The organism is Streptomyces sp. NPDC021019 (assembly GCF_044333295.1).
GTDB lineage: Bacteria > Actinomycetota > Actinomycetes > Streptomycetales > Streptomycetaceae > Streptomyces.
In genome coordinates this window covers 120,152-135,977 of the sequence record NZ_JBIRQR010000005.1, presented here as the reverse complement: position 1 = coordinate 135,977, position 15,826 = coordinate 120,152, and the positions used below count along the sequence as shown (strand labels likewise).

Annotated in this window: 14 protein-coding genes; 9 read left to right on the top strand and 5 right to left on the bottom strand. The window is 70.6% G+C overall.

The annotated features are described in order from the left end of the window. The first annotated feature begins 342 nt into the window (after positions 1–342). Together ACH4RG_RS25725 and ACH4RG_RS25720 are read left to right on the top strand one after the other, a co-directional pair. Complete coding sequence (locus ACH4RG_RS25725; protein WP_397925591.1) at positions 343–582, top strand: hypothetical protein; 240 nt, start codon at positions 343–345, stop codon at positions 580–582. Between the two features lie 280 nt (positions 583–862). Further along, positions 863–1,645, top strand: coding sequence for a phosphotransferase enzyme family protein (locus ACH4RG_RS25720; protein ID WP_397925593.1), 783 nt, complete (start codon positions 863–865; stop codon positions 1,643–1,645). Positions 1,646–1,820: 175 nt separating this feature from the next. Here the strand turns inward: ACH4RG_RS25720 and ACH4RG_RS25715 are convergent, their stop codons facing one another. Both ACH4RG_RS25715 and ACH4RG_RS25710 read right to left on the bottom strand, forming a co-directional pair. Then, on the bottom strand, positions 1,821–2,219 hold the full coding sequence (locus ACH4RG_RS25715; RefSeq protein ID WP_398540317.1) for a hypothetical protein: 399 nt from the start codon (positions 2,217–2,219) through the stop codon (positions 1,821–1,823). Between the two features lie 69 nt (positions 2,220–2,288). Then, the gene (locus ACH4RG_RS25710) at positions 2,289–3,911 is read right to left on the bottom strand and encodes an acyl-CoA synthetase (RefSeq protein ID WP_398540316.1); all 1,623 of its coding nucleotides are present in this window, start codon (positions 3,909–3,911) and stop codon (positions 2,289–2,291) included. A 166-nt stretch (positions 3,912–4,077) separates the two neighbouring features. Between ACH4RG_RS25710 and ACH4RG_RS25705 the strand changes: the two genes are divergently transcribed. The 7 genes from ACH4RG_RS25705 (at position 4,078) to ACH4RG_RS25675 (ending at position 10,749) form a co-directional block, all read left to right on the top strand. Further along, positions 4,078–4,878, top strand: coding sequence for a crotonase/enoyl-CoA hydratase family protein (locus ACH4RG_RS25705; protein ID WP_397929082.1), 801 nt, complete (start codon positions 4,078–4,080; stop codon positions 4,876–4,878). Positions 4,879–4,925: 47 nt separating this feature from the next. Next, positions 4,926–5,885 carry a Zn-ribbon domain-containing OB-fold protein gene (locus ACH4RG_RS25700; protein ID WP_398163048.1) on the top strand — a complete coding sequence of 320 codons (960 nt, stop codon included), beginning with the start codon at positions 4,926–4,928 and terminating at the stop codon, positions 5,883–5,885. Then, complete coding sequence (locus ACH4RG_RS25695; protein WP_397925603.1) at positions 5,886–6,938, top strand: thiolase domain-containing protein; 1,053 nt, start codon at positions 5,886–5,888, stop codon at positions 6,936–6,938. After that, positions 6,931–8,097 carry a thiolase domain-containing protein gene (locus tag ACH4RG_RS25690; RefSeq protein ID WP_397925605.1) on the top strand — a complete coding sequence of 389 codons (1,167 nt, stop codon included), beginning with the start codon at positions 6,931–6,933 and terminating at the stop codon, positions 8,095–8,097. Before ACH4RG_RS25695 ends, ACH4RG_RS25690 begins: the two co-directional genes overlap by 8 nt. A gap of 76 nt (positions 8,098–8,173) precedes the next feature. Continuing rightward, complete coding sequence (locus tag ACH4RG_RS25685; RefSeq protein ID WP_003971159.1) at positions 8,174–8,674, top strand: hypothetical protein; 501 nt, start codon at positions 8,174–8,176, stop codon at positions 8,672–8,674. A 213-nt stretch (positions 8,675–8,887) separates the two neighbouring features. Then, a complete protein-coding gene (locus ACH4RG_RS25680) occupies positions 8,888–10,135 on the top strand; it encodes an MFS transporter (protein ID WP_397925607.1) in 1,248 nt (415 codons plus the stop codon). Positions 10,136–10,191: 56 nt separating this feature from the next. Beyond that, positions 10,192–10,749: a TetR/AcrR family transcriptional regulator gene (locus ACH4RG_RS25675; protein ID WP_397925609.1), complete on the top strand. Its 558-nt coding sequence runs from the start codon at positions 10,192–10,194 to the stop codon at positions 10,747–10,749. Positions 10,750–10,827: 78 nt separating this feature from the next. Here the strand turns inward: ACH4RG_RS25675 and ACH4RG_RS25670 are convergent, their stop codons facing one another. From ACH4RG_RS25670 to ACH4RG_RS25660, 3 genes are all read right to left on the bottom strand, one after another. Next, on the bottom strand, positions 10,828–13,041 hold the full coding sequence (locus tag ACH4RG_RS25670; RefSeq protein ID WP_398163050.1) for a germacradienol/geosmin synthase: 2,214 nt from the start codon (positions 13,039–13,041) through the stop codon (positions 10,828–10,830). 178 nt (positions 13,042–13,219) lie between these two features. Beyond that, complete coding sequence (locus ACH4RG_RS25665) at positions 13,220–13,894, bottom strand: transglycosylase SLT domain-containing protein (protein WP_397925613.1); 675 nt, start codon at positions 13,892–13,894, stop codon at positions 13,220–13,222. Between the two features lie 582 nt (positions 13,895–14,476). Next, entirely contained in the window at positions 14,477–15,607 is a 1,131-nt protein-coding gene (locus tag ACH4RG_RS25660) for an aminoglycoside phosphotransferase family protein (RefSeq protein ID WP_398540315.1), read from the bottom strand. Between the last annotated feature and the right edge of the window lie 219 nt (positions 15,608–15,826).

The following is a 15,826-nucleotide window of genomic DNA, read 5'->3' as shown; positions in this document are numbered from 1 at the left end:
GCCGCGCGAAGGCAGGCACTGATGAAGAGACGATCACGTCGGCCGCGCACTCCCGGTGGAGAAACACCCCGGACACGTCATGACGGCGGCCACCACGCCCGTATGGCCCACGTTGACGGGCGCACACCGGCCGCATCTCTCGGTTCGTGGTGCGACGTCGGCGCTCGACGATGTGGGCGATCGTCCTGTGAGTACGGGAGGAAAACTCCCACGACGGGGGATATGCGGAGGGGGCCGAACAGGTTCTCCTTGTCGGGACGCCCGCGTGCCGCATATGCCAACGGCCGTTTCGTCAGCCAGGTTGGTCGCACCGCACCTACCGATGACATGAAGGAGAATGCCATGATCCGTCGTATCGCGATCACGCTGGCGGCCGTCGCCGCAGCCGGGTTCGTCGCCGCGGGACCGGCTTCCGCGCAGGGAACGAACGGCTGGGAGGGCCCGGCCGGCGGTGGTCACGAGGAGATCGAGGGCGGCTGGGCCAGCGGTGAGTACCGCAACCTCGGCGGCCCGTACGGGATCACCTACATCAAGGGCGAGAAGGCCTACTTCGACGCGGAGCGCGGCTACTTCGTCCGCTGACCCGGCAGCCGGGCGCACCCGGCCGCGGCTGTTCCGGAACGGGTGGGGGCCCGCCCACGGGGACGCTGTTGGTCAGTTCGGGCTCGGCGTGACGTCGGCCTTCAAGACCTGGTTGGTCTTGAAGGCCGACGTTGTCGTAGGGGGTGGAGTGCCGACGTCGATACAACCGACGGAGCAGGGAGACGTCCCCGCTGAGCTTGTTCCTTCAGCCTCCGCCCCCGCTCTGGCGCTCCCTGCCTATTGGGGTGACCATGGCGAGCTGGTCCGACACACTGGTTCGATGCGGCACGATGATGAACAGCCCTTGTCCGGTGGCAATGTCAGTGAGGGTGTCGTTCGCGTCGGGGACACCGTTCGCCGTCCGGCCGGGCCATGGACCCCCGCTGTGCATGGCCTGCTTGCCCACCTACACCACGTGGGATTCGGCGCGGCACCTCGTCCGCTCGGCATTGACGATCAGGGGCGTGAGGTCCTGACCTTCATGCCGGGGGACGTGGTCTGGCCCGACCGGTTCTCGCTGGTCGACCCCGCTCGACAACTGGCTCGCGTTGCACGGTTGATCCGGGACTTCCACGAGGCCGTGCAGGACTTCACGCCGCCGTCCGACGCGCGGTGGCAGACGTCGATCCCCGCTGAGGGCAGTGACATCATCGCCCATAACGACCTGGCGCCCTGGAACCTCGTGGTCGCAGACGAGACGCGGTGGGCCTTCATCGACTGGGACGGTGCAGGTCCCGGCTCGCGCCTGTGGGATGTCGCCTACGCCATTCACGGGTTCATCCCGCTGTCCGCGCATCCGGACTGGGAGCGCCCGGACGCGGCGAGCCGACTGAGAGTCTTCGCCGACACCTACGGTCTCGATGAGCCCGAACGTCGTCGGTTGGTCCCTATGTTGGGGCGCCGTACGCGTTCCATGCACGACTTTCTGCGAGACCAGGCAGCCCAAGGTGTCCAGCCCTGGGAAAGGCTGTGGGCCGAAGGCCACGGTGAGGCCTGGCGAAACGACACCGAGTACATCGAGCAACGCGAAGACCAGTGGGTCCACGCCCTGCTCGCAGGGTGAGCTCGTTCTTCATGGTCCGAGGTCGAGATCGGGCCTCGAACTCGTCCGCTCACCTGGACGTTCACCGGACCAGCCACCAGCACAAACTCACCGGCGCCGCCATCAACCTCGCCCACATCGACGCCGGCTCTCCGATATTGGCCATGCCCGCACGCGCGTCTCACACTGCGCGGTTCTACAGCACAGCCAGGGCTGAGCAGCGCTCACGGATTGGATTGATGGCCCCCGAACCCCTTACGGCTTTGCCGATGTCGGATGGCCAATTGGGCCTGCACCGGGCAACGAAGTCGCGGAAGTCCTCGCACAGGTATTGCGGGTCAGAGGGCTTCAGCCGTATCTGCTGGTGACCGCTGTGCACCCACCAGACCTCGAAATCGGTCACTGTTCCCTCGACAGGCCAGTCCTCGTTTCGTCGGCGAGGCAGAAGCACGACGTCGACGAACCCTCCGACACTGAGGCCGATGTCCACGAAGATACCTATCGCCCCTGGCCTGGGCACCCGGACGACCGTGCCCGTGAAGACCTGACCGAAGCGCAGCTCACCTTGGACTCGCTCCCACTCTGCTTCCGTCACCACTCACGCATCCTCGCACCTCGGCACCGGCCTGGACGGGAGAACCCGGTGCGGGCTTCGACTCACACCTCAGGCCTGGCCGGCCCCCGCCGCCACCGCTTTCGCCCAGCGGTAGTCCGCCTTGCCGCTGGGCGAGCGCTGGATCCGGTCGGTGAGCACCAGTGCGCGGGGGACCTTGTAGCCGGCGAGCCGGGTCCGGCAGTGCGCCTGTATCTCGTCCAGAGTCAACCTGTTCGCCCCCTCGCGCAGTTGGACCACGGCGGCGACCCGGTTGCCCCAGCGTTCGTCGGGTACGCCCGCGACGAGCGCGTCGTACACGTCCGGATGGGACTTGAGCGCCTGCTCGACCTCCTCCGGATACACCTTCTCGCCCCCGGTGTTGATGCACTGGGAGCCTCGGCCGAGCACGGTGACGATGCCGTCCGCGTCCACGGTCGCCATGTCGCCCAGCATCACCCACCGCTCCCCACCCCTGCGGAAGAAGGTGTCGGCGGTCTTGGCCGGGTCGTTGTAGTAGCCGAGCGGGACATGCCCGCGCTGGGCGATGCGGCCCGGCTCGCCCGGGACCACCGGCTCGTACGTCACCGGATCGACCACGGCCGTACGGGCGTTGACCTGCACTCGGAAGCCCTTCTCCGGTCCCGAGTCGGCGGTGGCCGTGCCATTGAAACCGGACTCCGAGGAACCGAAGTTGTTCAGCAGCGTCACGGTCGGCACGAGCGCCTGGAACTCCGCCCGCACCGAGTCCGACATGATCGCCCCGGAGCTGGAGACGGAGAACAGCGACGAGCAGTCCGTTCCGCGCAACTGCCCTTTCAGGCAGTCGATCAGTGGTCGCAGCATCGCGTCGCCGACCAGCGAGACACTGGTGACCTTCTCCTTCTCGATCGTCCGCAGCACCTCGACGGGAACGAACTTACGCTGTACGACGACACGTTGGCCGAAATTGAAGCCGATGAAGGCGGTCAGAGTGGAGGTCCCGTGCATCAGTGGCGGGGTGGGGAAGAAGGTGATCCCCCCGCCGCTCGCGGAGACCCGTGCCGCCAGCTCCTGCGGGCTCTTCACCGGGTCGCCGGTCGGGGCGCCGCCGCCCAGGCCCGAGAAGAAAAGGTCTTCCTGACGCCACATCACACCCTTCGGCATCCCGGTCGTGCCGCCCGTGTAGATGATGAACTGGTCGTCGGCCGAGCGGGGTGCGAAGCCGCGCCCGGCCCCGCCCGACGCCTCCGCCTCGGTGAACGGCACGACCGGAACGGCCCGGGGAGCGGCGGGAGCGCGCCCCACCCTGACGAGGTGGCGAAGGCCAGGGGCCTGCGGGGCGGCCGCCGCGACCCGCTCGTCGAACTCGCCGTCGAAGACCAGCGCCGCCAGGTCCGCGTCCCGGTAGAGGTAGACCAACTCCTCCTCGACGTAGCGATAGTTGACGTTCACCGGAACGATCCTCGCCTTGAGGGCTCCCAGGACCGTCTGGAGGTACTCGACCCCGTTGTAGAGGTGCAGCCCCAGGTGCTCGCCCGGTCTGATCCCCGCGGCGATCAGGTGGTGGGCGATCCGGTTGGCGGCGGCGTCCAGCTCCGCGTACGTGAGCCGCCGCTCCGCGCCCGTACCGGGATGGTCGACGTACAGGAGCGCCTCGCGGTCGGGCACCGCGTCGACGACCGATTCGAACAGGTCGGCAAGGTTGTACTCCACCGTTCCTCCTGACCCCGGGTGACTGGCGGCTCGGCCGTCATTAGAGCGCCGGGCGGCACAACTGGGAAGGGGTGGCGTCGCAACAATCTGACGAACAGTCAGCAATCTATTGAACTGCGTGCCCTCCTCCTGCAACCTGTTCCAGATCTGGAGAACGGAGTCGGTCATGGGCGGTACGGAACACCTCACCGTGCGGCGCGAAGGCGCCACGCTGGTGCTCACCTTGAACAGACCACAGGCCAGGAACGCGCTCTCGTTGCCGATGCTCGTCGGTCTGTACGACGGCTGGCTCGCGGCCGACGCGGACGACACGGTCCGCTCCGTCGTCCTGACCGGAGCGGGCGGCGCGTTCTGCGCCGGCATGGACCTCAAGGCCCTGGCGGGTGACGGAATGGAGGGGGAGGGGTACCGGGAGCGGATGACGGCCGACCCGGACCTCCACTGGAAGGCGATGTTGCGCCACCACCGCCCGCGCAAACCGGTGATCGCCGCCGTGGAGGGCCCCTGCGTCGCGGGCGGCACCGAGATCCTCCAGGGCACCGACATCCGCATCGCCGGAGCGGGAGCCACCTTCGGGCTCTTCGAGGTCCGCCGGGGCCTCTTCCCGATCGGCGGCTCCACGGTCCGGCTGCCCCGGCAGATCCCCCGCACCCACGCCCTCGAAATGCTCCTCACCGGCCGCGCCTACACCGCCGACGAGGCCGCCGCCATCGGGCTCATCGGCAGGGTCGTGCCCGACGGAACGGCGCTGGAGGAGGCCCTCGCCGTCGCCGAACGGGTCAACGCCTGCGGGCCGCTCGCCGTCGAGGCCGTGAAGGCCTCGGTCTACGAGGGCGCGGAGCTGACGGAGACCGAGGCGCTGGCAGCCGAACTCAAGTGCGGCTGGCCGGTGTTCGCCACCGAGGACGCCAAGGAGGGCGCGCGCGCGTTCGCCGAGAAGCGGCCGCCCGTCTATCGGCGCGCCTGAGCGCCGAGCACCCCGTCCTCAGTGCTCCCCCCAAGGAGGCAGTAGCCATGTCCGACGTCCTCAGCGCCCCGCTGGTGGTCGAATTCCCCTTCACCCGATCGCTCGGGCCCGTCCAGAGCGCCTTCCTCACCGGACTGCGCGAACGGACCGTCCTCGGCGTCCGCACGGAGGACGGCACGGTACTCGTGCCGCCCGTGGAGTACGACCCCGTCACCGCGAACGAGATCAGCGACCTCGTCGAGGTCGCCCCCACCGGCACCGTCACCACCTGGGCCTGGAACCCGGACCCACGCCGCTACCAGCCGCTCGGCACGCCGTTCGCCTGGGTGCTCGTCCGCCTCGACGGAGCCGGCACCGCGCTCCTGCACGCCCTCGACGCTCCGGGCCCGGACGCCGTGCGCACCGGGATGCGCGTCCGCATCCGCTGGGCGGCGACGCGTACCGGAGCCATCACCGACATCGCCTGCTTCGAGCCGTACGACAGCGAGCCCGGAGGCTTTGAAGCCGTGCCGCACACGGGGGAGTTCACCGACGCCGTCACCGGCATCGTCACCCCGGCCCGCCTCGACTACGTCCACACCCCGGGCCGCGCCCAGAGCGCCTACCTCGCCGCCCTCGAAGACCACCGCACCGTCGGCGAACGCTGCCCCGCCTGCCGCAAGGTGTACGTCCCGCCGCGCGGAGCCTGTCCCACCTGCGGGGTCGCCACCGCCGAACAGGTCGAGGTCGGCCCGCGCGGCACGGTCACCACGTTCTGCGTCGTCAACATCAAGGCCAGGAACCTGGACATCGAAGTCCCGTACGTCTACGCCCACATCGCCCTCGACGGCGCCGACCTCGCCCTGCACGGGCGCATCGCCGGAATCCCGTACGACCAGGTGCGCATGGGGCTGCGCGTCGAGCCCGTCTGGGCCGGTGCTGGTGGTCAGGGGTCCCGACACCCGGACCACTACCGGCCCACCGGGGAGCCCGACGCCGACTACGACACGTACAAGGAGCTGGTGTAGATGCGGGACGTGGCCATCGTCGCCTTCGCCCAGACCGCACACCGACGGCGCACCGACGAGCTCTCCGAGGTCGAGCTGCTGATGCCCGTCCTCCACGAGGTGCTCGGCGCGACCGGCCTCAAGGCGAACGAGATCGGGTTCGTCTGCTCCGGCTCCGCCGATTACCTCGCCGGGCGGGCCTTCTCCTTCACCATGGCGCTCGACGGCGTCGGCGCCCACCCGCCCATCTCCGAGTCCCACGTCGAGATGGACGGGGCCTGGGCGCTGTACGAGGCCTGGGTGAAGATCCAGACCGGCGAGGCGGACACCGCGCTCGTCTACTCCTACGGAAAGTCCTCGCCCGGCCGGGTCCGCGACGTCCTCACCCGCCAGCTCGACCCCTACTACCTCGCCCCGCTCTGGCCCGACTCCGTCGCGCTCGCCGCCCTCCAGGCGCAGGCCCTCATCGACGCGGGCGCCACCGACGAACCCGCCCTCGCCGAGATCGCCTGCCGCAACCGCACCGCCGCCGCCGACAACCCGCACGCCCAGCTCACCGGCGACGTTCCCGCGGGCGACTACCTCGTACGGCCGCTGCGCACCGGCGACTGCCCGCCCATCGGCGACGGGGCCGCCGCCGTGGTCCTCGCCGCCGGGGACGCCGCCCGCGCCCTGTGTGCGCGGCCCGCCTGGATCCGGGGCATCGACCACCGCATCGAGGCACACGGCCTCGGCGTCCGTGACCTCACCGACAGCCCCTCCGCCCGGCTCGCCGCAGAGCGTGCCGGAGCGTTCGAACGGCCCGTCGACACCGCCGAGCTGCACGCGCCGTTCACGTCCCAGGAGGTCGTCCTGCGCAAGGCGCTCGGGCTCGGCGACGACGTCCGTGTCAACCCCTCCGGCGGCGCGCTCGCCGCCAACCCCGTGATGGCCGCCGGACTGGTCCGCCTCGGTGAGGCCGCCGCCCGCATCCACCGGGGCGCGTCCGACCGGGCGCTCGCGCACGCCACCTCCGGCCCCTGCCTGCAACAGAACCTGGTCGCCGTCCTGGAAGGGGAGAGCCCCCGTGTCTAAGGAGCCCGTCGCCGTCGTCGGCATCGGCCAGACCAAACACGTCGCCGCCCGGCACGACGTGTCCATAGCCGGACTGGTCCGTGAGGCCGCCGTCCGGGCGCTGGAGGACGCCGGGCTGACCTGGAGGGACATCGACGCCGTCGTGATCGGCAAGGCCCCCGACTTCTTCGAGGGCGTCATGATGCCGGAGCTCTATCTCGCCGACGCCCTCGGCGCCGTCGGCAAACCCATGCTCCGCGTCCACACGGCGGGCTCGGTCGGCGGCTCCACCGCCCTGGTCGCCGCCAACCTCGTCGCCGCCCGCGTGCACCGCACCGTCCTCACTCTCGCCTTCGAGAAGCAGTCCGAGTCCAACGCCATGTGGGGCCTCTCCCTGCCCGTCCCCTTCCAACAGCCGCTGCTGGCCGGCGCGGGCGGCTTCTTCGCCCCGCACGTGCGGGCCTACATGCGGCGCACCGGAGCACCCGACGAGGTCGGATCGCTCGTCGCCTACAAGGACCGGCGCAACGCGCTGAAGAACCCCTACGCGCACCTCCACGACCACGGCATCACCCTGGAGAAGGTCCGGGCCGCCCCCATGCTCTGGGACCCCATCCGTTACTCCGAGACCTGCCCCTCCTCCGACGGAGCCTGCGCCATGATCCTCACCGACCGGGAGGGCGCGGCCGACTCGCCCCACCCGCCCGCCTGGATCCACGGCGGGGCGATGCGGAGCGAACCGACCCTCTTCGCCGGCAAGGACTTCGTCTCCCCGCAGGCCGGCAAGGACTGTGCCGCCGACGTCTACCGACAGGCCCGGATCACCGACCCGCGCCGGGAGATCGACGCCGTCGAGATGTACGTGCCGTTCTCCTGGTACGAGCCGATGTGGCTGGAGAACCTCGGCTTCGCCGAGGAGGGCGAGGGGTGGAAGCTCACCGAGGCGGGCGTCACCGAACTCGACGGCGACCTCCCGGTCAACCCTTCGGGCGGTGTGCTGTCCACCAATCCCATCGGCGCGTCCGGCATGATCCGCTTCGCCGAGGCGGCCCTCCAGGTGCGGGGGAGGGCCGGGGAGCACCAGATCGACGGGGCCGCCAGGGCGCTGGGCCACGCCTATGGCGGAGGAGCCCAGTTCTTCGCCATGTGGCTGGTCGGAGCGGAGCCCCCGCCCGGCTGAGGGGGAGCGGTGGGCCCGGGCCCGCGCGGCCCGGGCCCGGCTCCGCGACGTGAGCCGGGACACGTAACATGGCAGCATGTCCTTCCTCCGCCGCCGTAGCGCCGCAACACCCGCGGGCCCGGACTTCGACGTCCTGGCCATGGACCCCGGGGACTGGCCCGGCAACCTCGGCGCCGGCCTGCTCCCCGCCCCCGACGGCAGCTGTCAGGGCGTCTTCCTCCGTTACGACCTGTACGGCGGCCGGGGCCCGGCGATGATCATCGGCAATCTCCCGGAAGGCTCGCCCGCCCGTGAGACCGAGGAGGGCCAGGTCCCCTTCGAGGTGGCCCAACTGCTCCTCGCCCTGGAGAACGACGAGCCGATCGAGGTCGTCAGCTCCGAGGACGTCCCCGTCATGCAGGGCGACAACCTGCTGATCGTCCGCCGCGTCAAGCTCTCCGAGAGCCGTATCGCCTGCGTCCAGTTCGACCGCAGCGACGGTGTCCTCGTGACCATCGCCAGCTGGGACCGGCCGATCACCGACGATCTGTACACCCTGCTCAAGCCCTTGCCCGCAGAGCTGTTCCAGCAGGGCTGAAACGTCCCTGCGCAAGGCCGCCCGGATTCGTCCGGGCGGCCTTTTCCGTTGTCCGGGCGGGTATCCGGCCATTCTCCGCGCCCGGGTGCGCGGCGGCCCAGGAGGAGGCTAGGGTAGAAAACGCAACGACTGTTCAAGTTGTAGCGACCGTTCAAGTTGATTGATCGTTGCCCGCGAAGGGCCGCCCCTACGTCTGCCCACGGAGGTCCGCGCATGGCCAACCCCTACGGCGTCCTGTTCCGGACACCCGGATCGAGGGCCTTCTCCGCCGCCGGGTTCGTCGCCCGTATGCCCCTGTCCATGGCGGGCATCGGCATCATCGCGATGGTGTCGCAGATGCGCGGTGACTACGGCCTCGCCGGAGCCGTCTCCGCCACCTTCACCCTGTCCATGGCCCTGTGCGGTCCGCGGATCTCCCGGGCGGTCGACCGGCGGGGCCAGAGCCGGGTGCTGCCGCCCGTCGCCGGACTGAGCGTGATCGCGCTCGGCGCGCTGCTGCTCTGCGCCCGGTACGAGGCCCCCGCCTGGACCCTGTTCGGCTGCGCGGCGGTGGCCGGCGCGATGCCCAACATGGCGGCGATGGTGCGTGCCCGCTGGACCCACGCCCTCAAGGGCTCCGACCGGCTGCACACCGCCTACTCGCTCGAATCGGTCGTCGACGAACTCACCTTCGTCGTGGGCCCCGCGCTCTCGGTGGCGCTGTGTACCGTGCTGTTCCCCGAGGCCGGGCCGCTGGTCGCCGGGATGCTGCTGATACTCGGCGTCCTCATGTTCGTCCCGCAGAAGCGCACCGAGCCCCCGGTGGTCCGGCCGGCCGACGGCCACCCGCGAAGCGGCTCGGCGATCCGCAGCGGAGCGCTCCGCCTGCTGGCCCTCACGCTCGCGGCCGGCGGCGCCATCGTCGGCACCGTCGACGTCGTGAGCGTCTCGTTCGCCGAACAGCAGGGCTCACCCGCCGGCGCGGGCATCGTCCTCTCGGTCTACGCGGCGGGATCCGCCCTCGCCGGGCTGGTCTTCGGGACGCTCAAGCTCACGACACCGCTGCCGCGGCTGCTCGTCATCGGCACCGCCGGGACGGCGCTCACGACCCTTCCCCTGCTGCTCGTCGGGGACATCGTCTCGCTGTCCGCCGCCGTCTTCCTCCCGGGTCTCTTCTTCGCGCCTACCATGATCGTGGTGATGGGGCTGGTGGAGAGGACGGTGCCGCCCGCCGCACTCACCGAGGGCATGACCTGGGCCATCACCGGACTCAGCGTGGGCGTCGCGTCCGGCGCCGCGGTGTCGGGAGCGATCGTCGACCGCTTCGGTCCCGTCGGCGGCTTCGGCGTCGCCGTCGCCGCGGGCGCGGCCGCCCTGCTGACGGCGTTGTGCGCCAGGCGTCCGCTGGAGCGGAGTCTCCAGGAGCGTACGGACCGCGACGCCGGGGAACCGGCCGCGGCTCCCGGCCGGTCCGCGCACTGACGGGCCCGCGCCATCGCACACCCGCCGTCCCATCCACCACGACGCCCGGAGGCACCGTGCACGCACCGCAGACCGACGGACGCCTGCTGAAAGGCGAGCGACGGAAGGAGGAACTCATCGAGGCCACCCTCCAGGTGGTCGCCCGGGAAGGAGTCGCGGGCGTGAGCCACCGGGCGGTCGCGCGCGAGGCGGGCCTGCCCGCCACCGCCGCGGCCTACCACTTCACGAGCATCGACGACCTGCTCACCGGCGCGCTGACCCGCTGCATGGAGCAGGACGCGGACCGCATGCACCGGCTGGCCGAGGAGACCGACGGCGGCCCCGAGGGCATCACCGCGCTCGCCGAGCTGCTGGCCAAGGTCGTCAACGGCCCCGGACGGCTGCTCGCGGAGTACGAGCTGTACCTGCTCGCGGCCCGCCGCCCGGAGCTCCGCGGCTCCACCCGGCACTGGCTGGAGGCCATCGCCGCGTACGGCCGCCGCTACACCGACGACCCGGTCCGGGTGCGGGCGCTCAAGGGCGTCATCGACGGCCTGCTGCTCCAGGGGCTGCTGACCGACACCCCGCCGACGGCGGCCGAGTTCGAGGCGGTGCTCCGGCACGTCCTGCTCTGAGCCCCCGCCCCGTCCGCATCCGTCACCGGTCGTGGCCCGCCGTCCGTTCCTCCGTGCGGCGGGCCACGACCCGGACAACTAAACCGGGCTGCCCGCGAGTTGGGCCATCATCCGGGTCACCTGCGCTGCCGAGGTGCCCAGGCCCGTGGGGCCGCTCAGATGCCAGGGGGTGTCATTGCCCTGCCGCAGGTCCTCCTCGCGGTAGCGGCGGCAGCCCCGGTGCCAGATCAGGATCCCCGCGATCCAGTGCTCGAGCTCCCGCACATAGCCCGCGAGGATCTCCCGAGCCTCGGCGTCGAGGCCGAAATCGTCGTACAGCACCGGGAGTTCGACCTCGGCGACATGCAGGAACTGTCGCAGCCGCGAGTTCATCAGGTCGTGCACGATCGCCACGCCCGTCGGGTAGTCCACGCCGAAGAAGTTCTGCACCACCAGGACGCCGTTGTGCACCTCGCCCTCGTACTCGATCTCCTTCTGGTACGAGAACAGATCGTTCATCAGGCACGCGTAGTCCGCCGCCGCGTTCTCCAGGGAACGCATCGGACCACTGCGGTAGACCTCGTCAGGAACCTTCCTGCCGTGCCCGAGCCGGCACAGGCTCATCGTCAGGTCCGATCCGAACGTCGCCCGCCGCATCTCGATGTAGTCCACCGGATCGGGGATACGGTTCTGCGCCTGGTTCGCCAGCTCCCACAGCCAGCTCTCGGTCATCGACTCGATCGCCGTCCGGAAGGTACGCCGCCCGCTCAGGTCCATCGGGGCGGCCGTCCTGCGCCACAGGTCGCCCAGACTCCGCTCCAGCGCGTTCACCGGCTCCGGCGTCCCCTCACCGTCCAGCGGCATGAACAGCGACAGCCGCTCGTTGGCCAGCCGCGCCCCCGCGAGGTCCCGGGCCCGCCCGTGCACGACCGGGAACCAGTCGTCGCCGTACGTACCCCAGGCCAGCCACCCCGAGGACAGGTCCAGTTCGTCCGGGGTCGCGTCCGGATCCAGCCCCGCCGCGCACAGCGGCAGGTCGATCGCGACGAGCCGCCGCTCGTCCCAGATATGGGAACCCGGCACTCCCGGCTGGGCCTCCAGGATGCCCATGCGCCGCGCCCAGTCGACGATCCGGACCCGGGCCCCCTCCAGATGCGGGCTCAGCGTCGTCCCGAACGGCAGGTCGAAATCCGGCAGCAGCGAGGGACCCACGTGCTGGTACGGCACATGGCTCTGGCTGCGGGCCCGCGCGGTCTCCGAGCGGAGCGTGAACCTGATGGAGGCGGCGGACATGCCGAAGCCGGCCACGCTTTCGCCCGCGCCGCCGCCGTTCATGTAGCGGCTGGAGCGCATGTGCCACTCGTGGCCGCCGGACTGCCAGTCCTGGAGCCCCTTGACGTACGCCAGCACGGCCGCGGCCCCCGCCGGGTCCAGTCCCCTCTCGGCGCAGAGCGGGCCGAGTTCGGTCAGCGCGGTGTTCTCGAACTGCTGGAGCCGTGAGGTCAGCAGGTCATTGACCGCCTCGGCGGCCTCCTGCGTGGAGCAGCCGAGGAACTTCTCCAGCACCAGCACGCCGTTGCTGTTCTCCCCCTCGTCCTCCACCTCACGTTGGTACGAGAAGAGGTCGTTGCGCAGGTGCACCCCGTCGGAGAACGCGTCCCGCAGCACCCGCAGCGGGCGGGCGTCGGCGACCGAAGCGGGCACCTCGGCGTTGGCCGCGTACTCCACCAGACCCGCCGACCAGGGCGCGCCGCCCACTTTGCGGCGCATCTCGATGTACTCGACGGGGTTCGCGATGCGGCCCTCGTGGATGTTGGCGAGCTCCCACAGGGACTCGTTGAGGAGGTTCTCCGTCGCCTCCGCGAACCGGGCCCGCCAGGCGTCCGACATCGAGGGGACCGTGCGCGCCCACAGATCGGCGAGCCCCGCCTCGACGGGGTTCTCCGGCTCCGGCGTCGGGGCGCCGCGCTCCATCGGCATGAAGGCGGGCAGACGGTCCAGATACCGCTTGCCGCCCTCCCGGTCGGGCGTGCGCTTGAAGAGTTCCAGGAAGTGGTCGTCGAAGAAGAAGACCCACACGTACCAGTCGGTGACCAGGGAGAGCGCCTCGGCCGAGCAGTCGGGGTGGGTGTAGGCGCACAGGAGGGCGTAGTCGTGCGCCTCCAGGTCCTTCTCCTCCCAGATGCCGGATCCCTCCAGCATCCCCATGGAGCGGGCCCATGCCCGGGTGTGCGTGCGTGCCGCCTCCACGTGAGGGTTGAGCCGCGCCGGATACGGAACATAGAAGTCCGGCAGAGAGAAGGGCTGTGCCATGTGCGTCAGGCCTTTCCAGAAGCCTCCACGCGGGGAATCGCGCGGACCGGTGGTGTCCGCGCAGCACTACCCTTCGGCCATACGGAGCACGCACGACGGCGAATAGTCACATAATCGCAGCGCTGATGCGTGCTCAGAAGGCGGTCGTTCGTCAGTCGGTCGTTCGGGAGTCTGTTGCTCAGTAGGCGGAGTCGACGTTGTCGATCGAGCCGTACCGGTCCGCGGCGTAGTTGGCGGCGGCGGTGATGTTGGCGACCGGGTCGGTGAGCTTCTTCGGGGTGCCCTTGACGTGGTAGGCGTCGAAGGTGGGCTGGATCACCTGGAGGAGACCCTTGGAGGGAATGCCGTTCCGCGCGTTGATGTCCCAGTCGTTGACGGCGTTCGGGTTGCCGCTGGACTCGCGCATGATGTTGCGGTGCAGCCCCTCGTAGGAGCCGGGGATGTTCTTCTTCTTCATGATGTCGAGCGACTCGCGGATCCAGCCGTCGAGGTTGTTCGCGAACTTCTTGGGCGTGACGGCCTTGCGCTCGGTGGAACGGTTGGCGGCCTGCTTCTCGGAGCGCGCCTCGGCGGCGTCCTTCTCCGCGGTCGCCTTGCGGGCTGCCGCGGCCTTCTCAGCGGCGGCTTCCTTGGCGGCGGTCTCCTGAGCGGCCTTCTTGGCCGCCGCGTCCTTCGCCGTGGGGATGCCTGCGGCGGCGACCGGCTCCACGGAGATGGAGGGCCGGGTCGCCGTGGTCTGCGCTTCGCTCGGACCGCCGGTGGCGGCTATGGCGCTGACGGAACCGGCCGCGACGAGCACGGCGGTGGCGATCTTGTGCGAGCGGGTGATGCGCAGGGTGGAGATGCGGGGCATGCGTGAGCTCTTCCTGTGGGGGACGGGCTTCGCGGCCTTCGCGCCGCGTCGGCGGGAACCGGGATGTCCGGGCCGCGTTCGCCGGAGGGCGATCGACGCGGGCTCGAACTCGGTGCTTGCCGGGATCCATGGTTAGCGCTCGTCGACATAGGAAGCAATGACCGCCTTTACTACTCTTTATCGTGAGATGCCAATTTATGAGCCATATGGGCGGTTCGTTACGCCGTCCTGGAGGGCTCGTGCCTACTACCGGAGGCCGTAGGTGACGTGGGTCTCGTGGCGGGCCTCACCCGCGACGGGCCCCGGCGCGGCACAGGGTCAACCTGCGGTCACGGGGAGATACCGCACGGAAGGGGTCGCGTCGCCGCCGTACGGAGCCTCGTGCGATGTCCGCCCGGGAGCGTCGGCGTCAGCTCGACCGGGCGCGACCGGGCGACGGCGGAAAGGCCCGGGAACGCACGACAGCGCGCTGCGGGACCGGTGTGTCGGCACCGGTCCCGCAGCGCGCTTCTTCTTCACAGTGGTCAGGTCACTGCGGTCCTCGGCGAGGCGGGCCGTATCCCCGCTTCGCCGTCCGCTTCCTCAGCGTGTGCCGACCGCGGCCCGCACCGCCCGCCGCGCCAGGGCGCAGTCGTCGTGCAGCCTGCGCAGCAGCAGCCGCTGCTCCTCGCCCGAGGAGAGCGAGCCGGGCCGGTCGGCCCCCGCCGCGGGCGCCTCGCGCATGGTGCGCTGAACCGCCGTCTCGTAGTTGCGGATCTCGCGGGTCAGCACCAGCATCAGGTTCACCAGGAACGCGTCCCGCGCGGCCGGCCCCCTGGCCTGGGCCAGCTGGCTGATCTGGCGTCGAGCCACCGGAGCATCGCCCAGCACCGCCCACAGCGTCGCCAGGTCGTACCCCGGGAGATACCAGCCGGCGTGCTCCCAGTCGACGAGCACCGGCCCGGTCGGCGACAGCAGGATGTTGGAGAGCAGCGCGTCCCCGTGGCAGAACTGCCCCATGCCCTGCTTGCCGCCCGCGTGGGCCAGACCGTGCAGCAGCTTCTGCAGATCGCCGAGGTCACGGTCGGTGAACAGACCGAGCTCGTGGTAGCGCGCGATCCGCGACGCGTAGTCGAGCGGTGCCTCGAACAGTCCGGGCGGCGGCCGCCAGGCGTTCACCCGGGCGATCGCCCCGAGCGCCGCCCGGATGTCGGCCCTCGGCGGCGCCTCCGCCGGGTGCCGGGTGAGGGCGGCGACCCGACCGGGCATCCGCTCGATCACCAGCGTGCAGTTCTCCGGATCCGCCGCGATCAGCCGGGGCACCCGAACCGGGGGGCGGTGCCGGACGAACGCGCGGTATGCCGCTATTTCGTGCCGGAACCGCTCGGTCCACGCCGGCGAGTGGTCCAGTAAACACTTCGCGACGGCGGTGGCCCGCCCGGTCGTTCCCACGATCAGGACCGAACGGCCGCTGCGACGCAGCACATGGACCGGATTGAACTCGGGGCAGATGCGCTGCACGGAGGCGATGGCCATCCTCACCTGCGCGCCCTGGGGCCCGGACAGGTCGATCCTTCCGCTGAGCGGTCCGGCGCCCGGCCCCGTGGCCCGTCGGGCCCGGCCCGGACCCTGCGCCGGTGCGCCGGCGTGAGGAGCGAGATAGGGCCCGCCACCCGCGCCCATCGGGCGGAGCGGACGGGGCGGGGCGGACACGGAGGACGATGCTGTGTACATGGGCGAGACAGATCCCTTCGTGCGCCGACAAGGTACGTGCGCCAACCCGGCCGACGGCCGTTCGGCACCCTGGGGAGTACCTAGGGCTGCCGGGCGGGGTGGCGCTTTCCTACCTGACACCGCAGCGCGGGTGGCAGACCATCTGGCGGACCCTGGCGAACCCTGGCGAATAGTCACAGCGCATCTGACAGGGGGTTAGTGTCAAGTCAGCCGAGAACC